Origin of the sequence: Mesobacillus foraminis, assembly GCF_004340465.1 — a bacterium.
GTDB lineage: Bacteria > Bacillota > Bacilli > Bacillales > Cytobacillaceae > Mesobacillus_B > Mesobacillus_B foraminis.
The window spans coordinates 48,982-64,497 of sequence record NZ_SLVV01000003.1 but is presented as its reverse complement, the minus strand read 5'-3'; the positions used below and the strand labels follow the sequence as shown (position 1 = coordinate 64,497).

Below are 15,516 nucleotides of genomic sequence, written 5' to 3'. Positions count from 1 at the left end.
CCTTTATCGGTTTATTTTAAAATTTGATTGAAGATACTCTGCAAAAATAGATTCCAGCTTCTTATAAATCATTTCCTCATTTCCGGAAGAAAAAACCAGGATCGCTTCATCACTGTCAATGATGTTGGTGCTGATCAAACTTAAGATTTCCTGCTGCCTTTGGGTCAGTTCCGCCGGAGCCAGCATGAGCAGAAGGTTCTTCATCAGCACTTCGTTTCCGTCCATCCCTTTTACCAGGCATGGATCCGGCAAATGGGCAATCTGGAAGATCAGGTCGCGCACATGCTCGTTCCTGGCATGGAAAAGGGCGATATTTGTCTCCGGAATCCCGAGTCCGCCCTTCTTTTCCCGCTCCCTGAGAGAATTAAGCACATGAGGCGGATTTGTCAGCAGGTTCTCCGCTTCCGCCTTCAGGAGCATGTTTTCCAGGATTTCTTCCTGAGCTCCCCACTGCTCCATCCGGTAAAAACGGAAATTATCGATAATCGCCTCGATGCTGTGCTGCACGTCCCTAAGATCTCCAAGCAAATCCGCCAATGCTGCGTTTTGCTTGACTGAAGAAGCCGGTTCCTCGTTCTGCGAATTTTTTTGATAATGCTTGCCTTGAGTAAGGCGTTCGATATTATTCTGTAAAAAAGTTTTAATCGTCGTGATGTTTTCTTCACTCAGGAGCGGATTCACCAGGATATACTCTGCATTCATAAATGGAAGGCGGACGGTGGACAGAATCAGGTCGTAAGCTTTGAGGTCCACCTGCCCGGTGATCTCCTTGATGGATTTAATCTCAATTGCATCGATTTCCGATATTTCTTTTTTAATCCTGCTGGCCAGCATCTTTGAGGTCCCGATTCCCGTTGGACAGATGACCAGTGCTTTTATGGGCAAATTCTCTTCGCGCATCACCAGGGCGGATCCAAAATGAAGAACCATAAAAGCAATTTCATCATCAGGAAAATGGTCGATTTCCTTAAACTCCTCTTCCACACTGTTTTTCACTGCCATGAACAGGACCGGATACTTCCGTTTGATTTCCTCTTTAAGGGGATTAAACGAATCCATTTTCTGCTTGATCCGGAACAAGGATGGTTCCATATGGGCAAGCAGCCCTTGAAATAAAGAAAAATCGCTTGTTAAATCGACATGCAGCTGGGCGGAAACGGACTGGATGACGTTTTTGATCATTTGTGCGAGGACAATGCTGTCATACGGAACACCCTCTGCTCCCCGAAGCTTTGTTCCTTTAAGGATCCGCGCTAGAAACAGGATGTCCATGTCTGAAAAGGCTGCGTCGAATTTCCGCTCAAGCTCCTTGCCTATCCTCTGCATCACTGCATACTCACTGGCAATTTCCCCCTCCGGAAGGCTTGCATCTCCCTCCAGATAAAATTGTGCCTCTGCTCTCTGCAGCGTGATATACGTATGTAAAACCATTTCTAAATAACCTGTGTCGGCAAGACGGGCATTCGCACCGCTAAAAGCACTGTTAACCAGGGCATTCACTTCCTGCAGTTCGTCCGGAACAAAGTAATGAAGGATTCTTTCTTCAGACAGCTTTCCTCTTTCCAGTAAAAACAGCTTTTCAATCAGGTCCTCATGAAAATATTGCAGGAAAAAGTGTGCAAGCGCCCTTCGCTTGTTTGCCTCGGTGCCATGAAGTTCGACTCCGACGCCTCTTTTTCTCGTCAGCTGCAGCTGAAAATGCTTTAGCCAATGGGCAAGCTCATCCAGGTAAGCCGTTAATGTAGCGGCTGAGATGCCAAGATAGTTTGCCAGTACCTGGGCTTTATATAATTCCTCCTCAAGGATGGCCAATAAAAGCCGCAGCCGTTTTTCCTGAGGCGGCTGGTCAATCGGTTCGCTCGAGGTGATATGCTGGATCAGCCGGAAGATTTGTTCGTTCCTTCCCTCAATGGCAAGACCCTGATTGCTGGTGCGCGTAAGCTCAAGATCAAATTCCTTGATGATCTTTTCGACTGCCTTTAAATCCCTTTGGACGGTCCTGGCACTAACATTTAAAGAAGATGCGATCGACAGGGCTGTATGCTTTCCTGATGTTTTTATGATCAGTTCAATAATCGCTTTTTCCCGCGAGGTAATATACATGGGATCCTCTCATTCCTGGGTGAAATGACTAGAAAATAATGAATAGAAAAGCGCAGTTACCACGCTTTTCTATTCTTAAAGGTAATGTAATTACTTCTTGCCGATGATATCGATGATTTCCTGGGCTGTTTTAGCTCCAGCCATTTTCTCGATATTTTCCATCTCCGAGCAGGTTACGGCAATTCCGGACAGAATTTCAAGGTGAGTGCCGTCTTTTCCGGCGATACCGAAAATCAGGCGCACTTTCTGGCCATCGAAATCAACACCATTTGGAACCTGAAGCACGGTGAATCCGGACTTGATGACAGCCTTCTTGGCTTCCTCGGTGCCATGCGGGATGGCAACATCATTCCCCATATAGGTGGACGTCATATTGTCCCGTTCAATCATTGCTTCAATATAGCTTTCTTCCACATAGCCTGCATCGACAAGGGCTCTGCCGGCGAAGCGGATTGCTTCATCCTTATTGGTAAATTCCTTGTTCAGGAAGACATTTTCCGGACGGAGCAAGTCATCCTCATGGGCTGTTTCTTTATCCTGTTCGTGATTCTCCGTACCATTATCATCCGCATCCTCCACTATCTCGTGAAGCTGTGAATTGGCCGGGAACTTCAGCTCGCTGATCAGCTTATCGTACTCAGGGCTGGACAGGAAGTTATCGACCGAAATGTGGTACGCATTTGGCACTTTATTCTTCGCTCTCGGAGTCAGTTCCTCCTGGGTGATAACGATTTGTGCATCACCAGGCAGATTTGAAATGGCCATATTGGTAACAGAAATATCCATGCCGGCTTCTTTTACTTTTTTACGAAGAAGGGAGGCACCCATTGCACTTGATCCCATGCCCGCGTCGCAGGCAAAGATGATTTTAGAGACATTGTCTGGCATTGCTCCCTGGTCAGCCGTGATGGCACCAGCCACAGAGCTCTTCTTGCCTTTCATCTCCTGCATTTTTTTAGTTGCTGCTTCAATATCTTCTTCGCCCTGCTTTCCTGTTTTTAAAATGAAGGCAGAGACAATGAAGGAGACAGCCGCAGCCACGATCACACCTGCAAAGTTAGCAATATAGGCACCAGCATGGTGTGGTGTGACAGCCGTGATGGCAAGGATACTTCCCGGTGAAGAAGGAGCGAATAATCCGCCGCCTAAAAGAACCAATGTGAATACGCCGCTCATTCCGCCAAGGATCACGGCAAGGAAAAGCATTGGACGCATCAGGATATACGGGAAGTAAATTTCATGAATACCGCCGAAGAAGTGAATGATTCCCGCACCAGGTGCAGACTTCTTAGCAGCGCCTTTTCCAAAGAACATGTAGGCAAGCAGGACACCGATACCTGGTCCAGGGTTAGCTTCAAGCAGGAACAGGATGGATTGGCCTGTTTCTTTTACCTGCTCGACACCAATCGGCGAAAGCACGCCGTGGTTGATGGCATTGTTCAGGAACAGAACTTTTGCCGGTTCAATCAGGATGCTTGTCAATGGAAGCAACCCTGTTCCAACCAGCCAGTCAACACCGGCTACAAGCCAGCCAGTGAAAGCGTCGATGACCGGGCCGACACCAAGGAAAGCAAGGATTGCGAGGATCGCACCAAGAATCCCTGCAGAGAAATTGTTGACAAGCATTTCAAAACCAGCGCGAACTTTTCCTTCGATCATCTGGTCGAATTTCTTGATCACCCATCCGCCAAGCGGACCAATGACCATCGCGCCAAGGAACATCGGGATATCTGCACCCGCGATGACCCCCATGGTCGCAATCGCACCAACAACAGCTCCGCGCTGATCGTGCACAAGCTTACCGCCGGAATATCCAATCAGGATCGGCAGCAAGTACGTCACCATTGGCGAGACCATTTTGGCAAGGCTTTCATTTGGAATGAAACCAGTAGGTATAAATAAAGCCGTAATCAAACCCCAGGCGATAAATGCTGAAATATTCGGCATCACCATGGAGCTAAGGAAGTTACCAAACTTCTGAACAGCTACTTTTATGTTAGACTGAGCCATTTGCACTCATCCTTTCAAATGTATAGTACTTTTCTAATCCTAAAGTACTCTGCCGCAGGACTCAACAAAGTCGAAACCTAACTTTGTCTTCGGCGGTGCGACAAAATTAGTGTTTCTCAAAAAATAAAGGATTATCCTGCTCGGTAACGATGCATGAACATTGGGCTTATCTGGGTTGCATGGTGCTGGTGAGGGTAAAAATGATGTAGAACTCTATGGTGTGAACGAGGCGCATTATTTGACAAGCGTTGGTACGTTGTCTGGTCTGGATGTGGTCTGCTAAGCTTCGGGCTCTGCTGCGTTGTTTCATTCATTTCAGGAAACACTTGTTGATAATTATCCTCCCTGGCTCTGGCTATTTCACCGCGATGCGGCGGGGTCCTCCTTTATAGGGTTGTTTACCCTGAGCGGAATAGGACGTAACCAGATTTTCAGCATAGGTTTGGGAAGGGGTTAGTCTTGCTCAGGTGGGTTGAGTGGGCGATCGCTGGGCTGGCTGCTGGATCTCGACGCTACATAAAACCAAATAGCGGACCTGGACCACTTGAGATCCTGTCCAAATCAAGACCCTCTTCACAGCTTAGACACAGGTTTTTCAATAAACGCCAGGAATCTATGCATAAACTCGGATGATCTATGCATAACACTAAACATGGACCCGATCAACTTCTGATCCTGTCCAAATCGGGACCCTTGTCACACCCTGGACACGGGTTTTTCAATAAACCGAAAGAATCGATGCATAAATTCAAATGATCAATGCATAAATCGGGAGAATCAATCTATAAATCCAAATAATCGATGCATAACAGTAATCGGCAGGGGCGCCCTATCTGGCTTCTGCCTAAACTAGTCCATTTTGCTACCGCCTGGACACATTTTTTTCAATAAACTCCATTAACCAACGCAGAAAACCTTCGGAAACATGCATCATACTTTAGCACAGACCCGGTCACCTTCTCATCTTGTCAAAATCAGGACCCTTGTCACCTCTTGGACCCCGGTTTTTTAATAAACTCCAGGAATCTATGCTTAAACTCGGATGATCTATGCATAACTTCTGAGAATCAATCTATAAATCCAAATAATCGATGCATAAAACTCTTGGCAGGGTACTGCCTACTTGAAACCCACCTAAATTAGGCCATGTGTCACAGCTTGGACACAGGTTTTTCAATAAACCGTAAGTATCGAGGCGGAATTCTTCGTAAATCATCCATAATACTAAATATGGACCTGACCAACTTCTCATCTTGTCAAAATCGGGACCCTTGTCACACCCTTGACACAGGTTTTTCAATAAACCCAACGCTTCGCTGCATTAAATCAAATATCTCAATTCACAAGTCACAAAACTGTAAAAAGTAATCACATCCAAGCGCAGGTTTTGAAAGTGTAATCGGCGAATATCCCTTTGATATCTGAAAGGAGGATACCTTTGATTATAAAACCACTCCAAATACCAATGATTCTGGAATCGTTGGAAGCTTTAAAAAACCGGCTGATGACTGACCACCCCAAAACAACTGTTGTTCAGGCTGAATGGGCCAAAAGGAACGCTGGATACATCGGCGAAAAGAATGTTTATTACTTTCTATCTACTCTTGAAGAAACTTCTTATTTGATCTTCCATGATTTGCGCCTCGCGAACGGGGAACACTTCTTCCAAATTGACTTCCTGATCCTCACTTCCCGATTTGCCCTCATTATTGAAACGAAAAACATCTCTGGAACCTTGTTATTTGATGATCAAGGTCAGCTTATCCGAACCATGAACAACAAGGAAGAGGGTTTCCCGGACCCAATCGCTCAGGCACAATATCATAAAAGAAGTCTTCAAAAATGGCTGGATGCCCACCATTTCCCACCTCTGCCCATTGACTATGTTGTCGTCATCAGCCAGCCTTCTTCTATTATCAAAGTGGAAAGAAATCAACCCGAAATTCGGAGAAGGATCCAGCCCGTCTCAAGCCTCCCTGAATTTATCCAGCGCCTGGAGAATTTATGCAAACAGGACCAATTGGACGCAAAGACCCTTAAGAAACTCAGCAAGCTTTTTTTAAAACTTCATTGTCCCATTCAAATTGATATTCTCAATGAATTTGCCTTGACCGAGAAGGACATCGCGACAGGGGTCCAGTGCCCTCACTGCCGCGCCATCCCCATGATTCCTCTTAAAGCATTTTGGAAATGTTCATCGTATGGGACTCATTCCAGAGACGCCCACACCCAGGCCGTACAAGACTATTTTCTCCTCATCAGCCCCAATCTCACCAATTCCAGGCTCCGCCAATTCCTTCACATCACATCCATCCAGAAAGCGCGAAGATTGCTCACCTCCATGAATCTTCCTTATGAAGGTGATAAAAAAGCAAGAGTCTACTTTCAAAAATAGCTCAGAAGCATCAGGGTTACCCAGTAAGTAGACCGCTAGGACGAGCTTAGACCCGCAGCCGGTGATACCACCACCGCATTTTTGTCAATTCCAAACCTCTTTACCACTTTAAAGCACTGCGGGCCAGGCACCGTTTAGTGGATTAAAGCAGCCCTGTGCTTATTTCTTCCCTTCCACCCCAAAAATTTGCTTAGATATGGTAAAATAATACATATTATAGAAATTGTTATGTTTTTGGGGGAGATTGTTTGTTTATTCGATTGATGAAACTGCTTCTTTTTTGCTTGGCTGCTTCTGCTTTTACTTTTACATCGGCGGCTGAGGCGAAATCGTATTCGGTTGATGAGGTAAAGATCAGGGCCTGGATCCAGCCTGATGGGGATTTGCTGGTGAATGAGATCTTTACTTATAGCTTTGACGGGGAGTATGACAGTGTGAGGCGTTCGATTCACAAAGCGAACCATAACGGTGTCAGCCAGTTTGAAGCCTATGAATTGCTGAATCCCGATGCGAAGCTGGGCTTTATTGACATGCAGGATTTGCGCCCGCTTTCGGTTACTCAGGAAGGCAACACCTACCGGGCATCCTTTCCGGTTGAAGACGGAACCAAATCCATCTTTTACTTTTATGAATTAAAAAACGCAGTGAAGTCCTACCAGTCCTACAGTGACCTGACTGTGCCTTTCTTTGGGACCGGGGACAACCACGACCAAGACCTCCTGAAGGTCACCATTGATTTTGTGTTCCCTGAGGAACTGGAGCCCAACAGCTATTTTGCTTATTTTCACGACCGCGAGGGAAAAGTGCAGAGGAAAGAAGCAAGTGTTGTCCGGTTTTATACGCCAGGCTCCTTGATGTATTCCCTAACGGAAACCCGGCTGCTGTTCCCGTCAGGCATCATGACTGCCCAGGAAAAATCAAAGGAACCGCTGCCGCTGAAAGAAGTGCTTGCGGCGGAGGATGAACGCGCGGAAAAGGCTGCGGCAAAGAAAGAACAATTAAAGAATTTCAGAAATGTTCTCCTCTGGTTTTCCGGTCTCCTTGCCCTGGGATGCCTTTGGATGCTGATCAGGCAATTTCTTGGAAGGCTGAAAGGCGCCAGCCGCCCTGAAGATCTGCTTCAGGCAGACCCGCTCCAGCTGTATCTTGTTGACCGGCTCGGCAGGCAGGACCATTATGGATTCATCGCCGGCCTGTATTCTCTGGTCGAAAAGGGACTTGCCACCGTCCGAACCGAGCGAACCACAAGCAGGTTCGAGAAAGACCCCGATTCCCCGGATGAGACGCTTTATTTTACCTTAAGTGTCCCGGAAAGCAGCTTGAACGACTGTGAACAGCGCCTTGCCTCCTGGCTTTTTACACGAAAGGGCAAGAATGGAAGGAACTCCTTCTTCATGAGTGATGCTGCCGGCGCCACAAAACTGGAGCGGAACAATACCCAGCATTTAAATAAATACCATTCCAAATATAAGCTGTTCAAGAAAAAAGAGAAAGAATGGTTCTCCTGTGTACTCAGAGAGATTAAGGAAACAGGAATGATGAGGAGCACCCTGTTTGTCTGGCTGGGGAGAATTCTGATGCTTACCCTGTACCTAGGCACCCTTTATGCTTATGTGATTGATTCCAGAACCACAGCCGCCCTTGTAGTCTATACCTTTTTAGCAGGATTCTTCCTCACCTGGGGCTGGACGAATCCCTCCAATCGGCTTCCTGCTGTCCTGTTCTTCATCGTATCTTTCGTCGCCGGCCTCATGCTCTATGACGAAGAAGTGCTTGTGCTTCTGATCTTCTCAAGCTTCCTGGCTGCATTGCTATACGCTCTGACCCCAAGAATGAGCCTGTCAGAAGAAGCCCAGCAGGTAAAAGCCGACATCCGGGCGTTTAAAAAACGGCTGAAAACAGAAGGAATTCCAGCCGGCATTCCAAGCGAAGATCAGGATAAGTGGATGATCCGCGCCCTCTTGCTGTTCAGAAACAAGGCAAGGAAATCGGCGAGCGAGAAGATATTCCCTAACCGTGATGAGGCTGCAGCTGCGCCCCTTACCTACCTGATGGCATCCGGCCAGGAACCGGGACAGTTCCTAACCAACTCATGGAAGTGGAGTGTCCCGCCAGGCAGCTCTTCGTCCTCTTCCAGTGACGGCGGTTATTCAGGCGGAGACAGTGGCGGCGGGGGTGACAGCGGCGGCGGGGGCGGCGCTGATTAGCCTGAACCGGAAGCATGCTATAAAATAGTGATCGTTGTCCGGTTTGAGAGTATGATGAGCTAACCGTCCCTCCATGCGAAGAAAACGGCTTATGTTCCTTTAAAACTTGCACCTGCTGCTGGTTCTAGTTTTAAAAGGATGATGTTGTTGAAGCGGAAGAAGGAGTACTCCTGCGTATTCCCGTGACCCAAAGCCTGTACCAATATATTGGCTGGAATAGCGGGCCTCCCTTTTTCCCAGAAACTTGTTCTCAAGCAGGATGTGTGAAATAGAGGCAATCCGCTGTTGAAAAAGATTAATGAACACATGTTGTTCACCAGAACGCGGTTCAGAGGGCCGTCACCTTTCTTTACCCAAAATTTGGCTGCCTGCCGTCACGCTTCCTCTGTCCCCTGCATGTTTGATACAAATAAAAACCGGGAACTATAGGACTAGCCACACCCAGGGAGGGATCATCATGTCAAAACTGATTAGAACGCTCATTAGGCTGGCTCCCATTATCTACCCTATTGTCCGAAAGATGATGGCAAAGCGTGGTACAAAAGCAACCTATCCGCAAAGATAAAGCACACACAAAAAACAGCTGGGATTCCCAGCTGTTTTTGTTTTCTGCTTATCCCCGGCAGAGAAATTCCTTACTTTTCGTTTGCCTCATCATACGCGATCAATACAATATTTTCATTCGTCTCCTGCCGAAGCTCCCTCTCCAGCATGTCAATTTTCTCAAGCTGGTCATCACTCAAATGAGCGACGGGAAAATTCTTATAAGGTTCCATGCCCATCCCCCTTTCCGTAAAAAAATAAACAGCGCTATACCATAGTTTGAGACCTCATCCAACTTCCTATTCAACACCATTCCGAAACCCAAATTCACCCCAATAAAAAAAGCCTGACCCTGCGGCGCTTTAAAGCGCTGCGGGTCAGGCACCCTTTGTTGTGTTAAAGTAACTGTCAGGCCAGGCCGCTGTTTTTACTAACAGCCCTTACTTTTTTGGAGCGAGTTCGACGGCCTGCCTCATGGCCTCCATCAGGCTTTTTTCGTCGGCAATTCCTTTTCCGGCGATGTCGAAGGCGGTTCCGTGGTCAACGCTTGTGCGGATGATCGGAAGTCCGACGGTGATGTTTACACCAGCATCGAGTCCCAGGACTTTGACTGGCCCGTGTCCCTGATCGTGGTACATCGCGACAACGATATCAAAGTCACCGCGGACTGCTCGGAAGAACAGAGTATCAGCCGGCAGCGGGCCAACCGCGTTGATTCCCTCTGCCTGTGCTTTTTCCACACCAGGAATGACTTTTTCTTCCTCTTCGCCGTAGCCAAACAGGCCGCTCTCGCCTGCATGGGGATTGATGCCGCAAACCGCAATTTTCGGAGAAGAAATCCCTGCTTTTTCGAGCGTTTCGTGGGCCAGCTTGATCACATGGTACACCCGTTCAGGATTAATCATCTTCACGGCATCAATAATTCCCACGTGAGTTGTCACATGGATAACTTTAAGATTTGGAGCCGAAAGCATCATGGAGAAATCCTCGGTATCCGTCAAGTCAGCAAGGATTTCGGTGTGGCCGGGATATTTATGGCCGCCTTTTTGAAGAGCTTCCTTGTTCAATGGAGCCGTACAGATCGCATCAATTTTTTGCTCCTTCGCAAGCTCGATGGCTGTACGTAAGTATTCGAATGCCGCATGCCCGGCATCCGGGGATACCTGTCCCACCGGAAGATCGGATGGCAGCAGATTCAGGTCAAGGCAATGAACGGTTCCAAACTGGTAGGAAACCTGATCCAGTTCCTCCGCCGAAACGGACTTGATCACCAATTCGCTGTTCACAAAGCTTTTTGCACGTTCCAGGATTTTGCTGTCGCCGATCACAAGCGGTGCGCTGATCTGGTACATTTCCTCGTACGCCAGGCTTTTTAAAATAATCTCAGGCCCAACCCCTGCTGCATCTCCCATGGTAATCCCGACTACTGGCTTATTTTGATTCATATTGCTCAACCTTTCCTGTCATATATTTCACTGCATGTACCAGTGAGTTTTCCGTTCCGAATCCGCCGGCTTTGGTCACAGCCCAATACGCCCTGTTTCCGGAGGCAATCTGGCCAAAAGGCAGCCCTGGCTCCACCTCGGAATGCAGCGACATTTCGCAGACACCAAGCTCAGAGCACACAGCCTTGGCAGTATCTCCGCCGGTTAAAATCAATCCGTTGATTTCTGTCTCTTCTTTTAAAATAGCTGTTGCTGCTCTGCCCAGCCCGGAAGCAATCGCCTCGCTTACCTCGTTTGCGTCCATCCCAAGCGTTTTTCCGGCAGCACTTGCCGCTATCCGATTTTCATCAGAGCTTTCAACATAGACGACCAGCTGTTTTGCGGATTTATTCTCTTTCCCCTGTACAATCAATGAGGCGTAATCGAGAGTATTATTCACCAGATCCACTGGATTGATTTCAATGAACTGGACTTCCCTGAAATCTTTTAACCTATCAAGCTGATTTTTCGTTACCTGTGACAAGCTTCCTGACACAATCAGCGTTTTATCAATAACAATTTTATCATCTTCTCTTTTATCATCAGGCTGGATGTCCAGCGCTTCCGGCAAGTATTCCACTAAGCCGCCGGAGCCTGCCCAGACAACCGATTTTCCGGTTCCCGCAAACGCAGAGGCAATTCGCTCCAGATCCGACTCCGTCTCAGCATCACAGACAAACCATTTCTGCCCCGCCGCCACTTTTTCCTCAATAAAAGCAATGACATCTTCCAAAGAACCTCGTAAGACCGCTGCGTCCAAAAGTACGATCTCCTCCTGGACAGCTTCCTTTAAAAGCGCCGGAATAAAGCTTTCCGTCACAGGCGTTTTCGGGTCCCGGCCAAACTCTGTCTCAGTAATCAATTTGCCGTTTACATAGTGATGTCCGTTCAAAGTTGTCCTGTTGAGCTTCGGAAACGCCGGAGCCACTGCAACCGCATCCGGACGGTATACCTCAACCAGTGCGGCAAGCTCCGATGCTATATTTCCTCTAAGTGTTGAGTCCACTTTTTTATATACATGGGGATACCCCTGGTTAAAAAGAAGGGAAGCAGCTTTGGAAACTGCCTCATATGCCTGCTCCCCGGGAACAGCACGGCTGTCGGTATCAATGACCAGGACATCCGCTTCCCCGCTGGCACTCTTCTTTTGAACATCCATCACAACTGTGGAGGCAAACCCTTTTTTCGCTAACTGAACACCTGAATCATTAGAGCCTGTTAAATCGTCTGCAATGATTCCGATTTTCTCTGACATTGATTTCCCCACCTTTAACCGCTTACTTTTGTAATGTTCCCCTGTTTAAATTGATACCCTTTTTTCTCCAGCCGCTTTACCAGGAAGGCAACATAAAGCGGCAAAAGAATCGCCGTTGTCACGGTAGACGCCGCTACCTGAACCGTTGCCAGCTCGGCATAAGCCGCAAAGCTCGCATTCGCTGCTGCAATGGCTGCTGGTGTTGCGACTGCATTTCCTGCTGTTGATCCTTCAGCCGCCCCAACAATCGGGTTCCAGCCAAGGGCTTTGAATAGGAAGTACCCTGCTGTACCAGTTACAAACACAGTCAAGACCCCTAAAAGAATACCTGTCAGGCCGCCTTCTACGATGGCTCCAAAGTCAATTCCCATACCAAGGGCAAAAGCGAAGAACGGAATCAGCATAGCGCTTCCATTATCAAGGAATGTGCGCATGTCTTCATCAAGATTACCAAGAACCATACCTACTAAAATCGGAAGAAGAACTGCGATAAAAGACTGTACTGAGAACATTCCGTTTACGAAGCCCATTGCACCAAAGATTGATAGGGCCACCATTGTCAGGAATGGTCCATCGTTAAGAGCAAGCAGTGAGTATGCCGCACGGTCTTCTTTGCTTCCGTACTGGCCGACAAGGGCAACGAACAATCCGCCGTTGCTGTTTGTCATGGCGGCAATCACGGCAATTGGAGCAAGCCCAAGCCATAAACCATCGCTGCCGGCAAACATATAGGCAATCAGACCAACTGCTGCACCAACAATCCACTTGGTCGCAAGCAATGTCGCACCTTTTCCTAAAGAAACACCGAACGATTTTAAATTAATCTGTGCACCTGTACATAAAAGGAACAAAGCAATCAGCGTGCTGGCACCGTTTACAAACAAGGCCTCGGTAAAATTGCCGATTCGAAGCAAGTTTGGTGCAAATGTATTAAGCGTTGCTGCAAGAAGCAACGGAACAACCATCATTCCTCCTGGAATTCTTTCTAAACCTGCCTTGATTTTCATATTTTAGCATCTCCTTTGATGTTGTTTCAAATTTAAACGATTTTGTTATCGCTTACAGGTTTTATATTAATAAAAACGGTTTCAATTTGCAATACTTTTTTCAAAAAAGTTCTCAACCAGTTTTTTCTAACGACGTTGTGTTGCATTTTTAAACAATAAAAAAGCAAGCTGAAATTAGTCTTTCAGCTTGCGCCATAAAGTGGAACGGTTCATTCCCAACCGCTTCGCCACTCTCGTCTGGTTTCCGTCTTCCTGTTCCAACACGGCAAGGATGATCCGCTTTTCAATTTCTTCAAGGGAGCCTTGTAAAAATACACCCGGTGCCGTTCCGGAAGCTGGCGTCTTATCCTTTAGAAGTGTTTCTATTTTTTCTTTCCCTAATACATATCCCTTTTCCAAGGCTGCCGCATCCTGGACGAGTGCCTTTAGCTCCGCTACATTCCCCGGCCAGGAGTAGGCTTCCAGCAGTGCGACCGCCTCCTCTTTGATCTTGATCGGCGAGGTGCCGCGCTGCTGGTGAGAATCCGCAATAAAATATGCAGCAAGCGTCCGAATATCCTGAACCCTGTTCCGAAGCGGCGGAAGATAAATTCTCGCAGTGTCTTCAGCATAGAAGAGGGAATGCAGAGTGCTCTCTTCCTTCTCCAGCGAGATGATCAGGTCAATTCCCCTCAACGCCTCAGCCTTTTCCAGCAGCTTCACAGTCCCGCCAGAATTCAGTTCCTCAGTTCCATGGATGTAGAGGGTCTGAATTTCCTCCTCCACGCCTGGGCTGCCGTCAATAAAGTCCCCAGCTGCCATTTCGGCAAACAAGCCCTTCCCCTGCTGCTTTGCATAATGAATATAACGCGCCAGCTGTCTTTTGCCCGTTCCTTTCTCGCCGATCAGCATCCACCTGGATTTAGGCAAATTAGCCTCGACACTGCTAATACACTCTTTCATCGCCGTGCTTTCACGAATCAGCATCGGAAGCTGCCGGACGGCCTCCAGCTTGGCTGCTGCTCTTTCCAGCCCGCCCTCAAGCTTCATGAAAGAAAGAAGATGATACTCTTCATTCCTGACGGTGATTTTTTTAGGATCAGCTTTCAACCGGTCACCATTGGCTGATTCCAGCATTATTGGCGCCAAAGGTCCCGTGCCAATGCCTTCAGCAAGCTTCCATGTCTCTATCCCCTCCGGAGAAACAGCCTTCCATTGCTCAAACACAATTTCCCCGCCGGAATTAAAGACGATAAAATCTGGCGAGGTCTCAGCCAGCACAGCTTTCAGCAGTTCAATTTCACTCCGGGTCTTTTGATTGAACGCATAGGTAGTCCGAACCCGGTCAAACGCATCAAAAATCGCTTCCCGTCCCGACTGGATCAAAATCCCCTCGAGCCCGTGCCGGTCGGCTGCATTTACGGTGACAACATCTCCCATGATTACGTGGAAACCTTCCTCTTTTAGACGGCGGACCAAGGGTTCTACTTCTTCCGCCACCTCAACGGTAAACACCTCGGTCGGAAAATCCAGGATGTCGGTAATCGTTTTTGCCCCAAGCGTTATGTTCGAAAAGCCCACGATCGCTTTTTTCCCCGGAAAGTCGTTCGCCAACGTCAGCACCCGCAGCATATCATAGCCCGATACATGAACGTCGATGATCGGCAGGCTGGTTTCCTCCTCCATAAGCCTTGCCGTTCCGCCGCGGCTGATAATGACGTCATAGCCATCTTGTTCGGCGCTTTGCGCAATGGGGATCGCTGCTTCGAGGTTCGCAACCTTCACATCAATCTCCATATCCTCGACTTCCCGCCCGCACTCTTCCGCCAAAACTGTCAATGCCGGGTACGGCGCAATAAATAAAACCTTAATCTTCATCTCTGATCACCCGTTCTTTCTTCTCCCTACATACATAGCACACCAGTGTAAAAATCGCAATTTTGGATTCCCAGGCAAACCCTTTTATCCTGTTCGTTAATCGGTGATCCCGTTCTATCATCATGACATCAGCAAAGGATGGGTATACCTAATTTTTGTCATTATTCATTTTCTTTGGAGGGCCAGGTTTGCTTATTTACCCATGGCCGCGGCCCAGCAAAATCTATTAAACACAAGGGCTAATTAGCAGAGCCTTTATGGATCTTGATCAAACGTTTGATTAAACTCTCCTTGATGCAGCAGCGTTTATCGAATGACGGATTCACTTTTAAAACGACCGTTGTCACCGGCTTGTCACCGGTTTTTCAATAAAATCAAATGATCGATTTATAAACCAAAATGATCGATGCATAACTTCGAAAAATCGATGCATAAATCCTTTTCATTGAACAATAAACTGATTCAGATCTTTATCTGGACAGTTTTAAAATGGTATCCTGGTTACTTTTAATGTACTTTCTAGTAAGAAGTCATCTTTTAGGTAGAAATCAACCCCTTTTCACCGGCCTGTCACCGGTTTTTTAATAAAATCAAATGATCGATGCATAAATCAAAATGATTGATGCATAACTTCGAGGAATCGATGCATACATCC

The 15,516-nt window shown here is 47.4% G+C and carries 10 protein-coding genes; 2 read left to right on the top strand and 8 right to left on the bottom strand.

Features of this window, described 5'->3' with window-relative positions; all coding sequences use genetic code 11:
• Positions 1-3 precede the first annotated feature (3 nt).
• Complete coding sequence (locus EV146_RS04985) at positions 4-2,103, bottom strand: BglG family transcription antiterminator (RefSeq protein WP_132002812.1); 2,100 nt, start codon at positions 2,101-2,103, stop codon at positions 4-6.
• A gap of 90 nt (positions 2,104-2,193) precedes the next feature.
• Positions 2,194-4,113 carry a PTS mannitol transporter subunit IICBA gene (locus tag EV146_RS04980; RefSeq protein ID WP_132002808.1) on the bottom strand — a complete coding sequence of 640 codons (1,920 nt, stop codon included), beginning with the start codon at positions 4,111-4,113 and terminating at the stop codon, positions 2,194-2,196.
• A 1,438-nt stretch (positions 4,114-5,551) separates the two neighbouring features.
• Between EV146_RS04980 and EV146_RS04975 the strand changes: the two genes are divergently transcribed.
• Positions 5,552-6,508 (top strand): nuclease-related domain-containing protein, encoded by a 957-nt coding sequence (locus EV146_RS04975; protein ID WP_132002805.1) that lies wholly within the window; start codon positions 5,552-5,554, stop codon positions 6,506-6,508.
• A 263-nt stretch (positions 6,509-6,771) separates the two neighbouring features.
• The gene (locus tag EV146_RS04970) at positions 6,772-8,715 is read left to right on the top strand and encodes a DUF2207 domain-containing protein (RefSeq protein ID WP_241993834.1); all 1,944 of its coding nucleotides are present in this window, start codon (positions 6,772-6,774) and stop codon (positions 8,713-8,715) included.
• Positions 8,716-8,814: 99 nt separating this feature from the next.
• On the opposite strand, the gene EV146_RS04965 is transcribed toward EV146_RS04970, so the two are convergent.
• The 6 genes from EV146_RS04965 to EV146_RS04940 all read right to left on the bottom strand — a co-directional run bounded on the left by EV146_RS04965 (position 8,815) and on the right by EV146_RS04940 (position 14,861).
• A complete protein-coding gene (locus tag EV146_RS04965; protein WP_132002799.1) occupies positions 8,815-9,021 on the bottom strand; it encodes a hypothetical protein in 207 nt (68 codons plus the stop codon).
• Between the two features lie 329 nt (positions 9,022-9,350).
• Complete coding sequence (locus EV146_RS27420; protein ID WP_162990177.1) at positions 9,351-9,491, bottom strand: hypothetical protein; 141 nt, start codon at positions 9,489-9,491, stop codon at positions 9,351-9,353.
• A gap of 207 nt (positions 9,492-9,698) precedes the next feature.
• The gene (gene pdxA, locus EV146_RS04955; RefSeq protein WP_132002792.1) at positions 9,699-10,703 is read right to left on the bottom strand and encodes a 4-hydroxythreonine-4-phosphate dehydrogenase PdxA; all 1,005 of its coding nucleotides are present in this window, start codon (positions 10,701-10,703) and stop codon (positions 9,699-9,701) included.
• Positions 10,690-11,997 (bottom strand): four-carbon acid sugar kinase family protein, encoded by a 1,308-nt coding sequence (locus EV146_RS04950; protein ID WP_132002789.1) that lies wholly within the window; start codon positions 11,995-11,997, stop codon positions 10,690-10,692. Before EV146_RS04950 ends, pdxA begins: the two co-directional genes overlap by 14 nt.
• 14 nt (positions 11,998-12,011) lie before the next feature.
• Complete coding sequence (locus tag EV146_RS04945) at positions 12,012-13,004, bottom strand: 2-keto-3-deoxygluconate permease (RefSeq protein WP_132002786.1); 993 nt, start codon at positions 13,002-13,004, stop codon at positions 12,012-12,014.
• A 174-nt stretch (positions 13,005-13,178) separates the two neighbouring features.
• Positions 13,179-14,861, bottom strand: a complete 1,683-nt coding sequence (locus EV146_RS04940) for a sigma-54-dependent Fis family transcriptional regulator (RefSeq protein ID WP_132002783.1) — start codon at positions 14,859-14,861, stop codon at positions 13,179-13,181.
• Positions 14,862-15,516 lie beyond the last annotated feature (655 nt).

Coding starts and splice junctions, on each gene's coding strand:
- EV146_RS04985 (WP_132002812.1), bottom strand. CDS start 2,103: ATGTATATTACCTCGCGGGAAAAAGCGATTATTGAACTGATCATAAAA.
- EV146_RS04980 (WP_132002808.1), bottom strand. CDS start 4,113: ATGGCTCAGTCTAACATAAAAGTAGCTGTTCAGAAGTTTGGTAACTTC.
- EV146_RS04970 (WP_241993834.1), top strand. CDS start 6,772: ATGAAACTGCTTCTTTTTTGCTTGGCTGCTTCTGCTTTTACTTTTACA.
- EV146_RS27420 (WP_162990177.1), bottom strand. CDS start 9,491: ATGGAACCTTATAAGAATTTTCCCGTCGCTCATTTGAGTGATGACCAG.
- pdxA (WP_132002792.1), bottom strand. CDS start 10,703: ATGAATCAAAATAAGCCAGTAGTCGGGATTACCATGGGAGATGCAGCA.
- EV146_RS04950 (WP_132002789.1), bottom strand. CDS start 11,997: ATGTCAGAGAAAATCGGAATCATTGCAGACGATTTAACAGGCTCTAAT.
- EV146_RS04945 (WP_132002786.1), bottom strand. CDS start 13,004: ATGAAAATCAAGGCAGGTTTAGAAAGAATTCCAGGAGGAATGATGGTT.
- EV146_RS04940 (WP_132002783.1), bottom strand. CDS start 14,861: ATGAAGATTAAGGTTTTATTTATTGCGCCGTACCCGGCATTGACAGTT.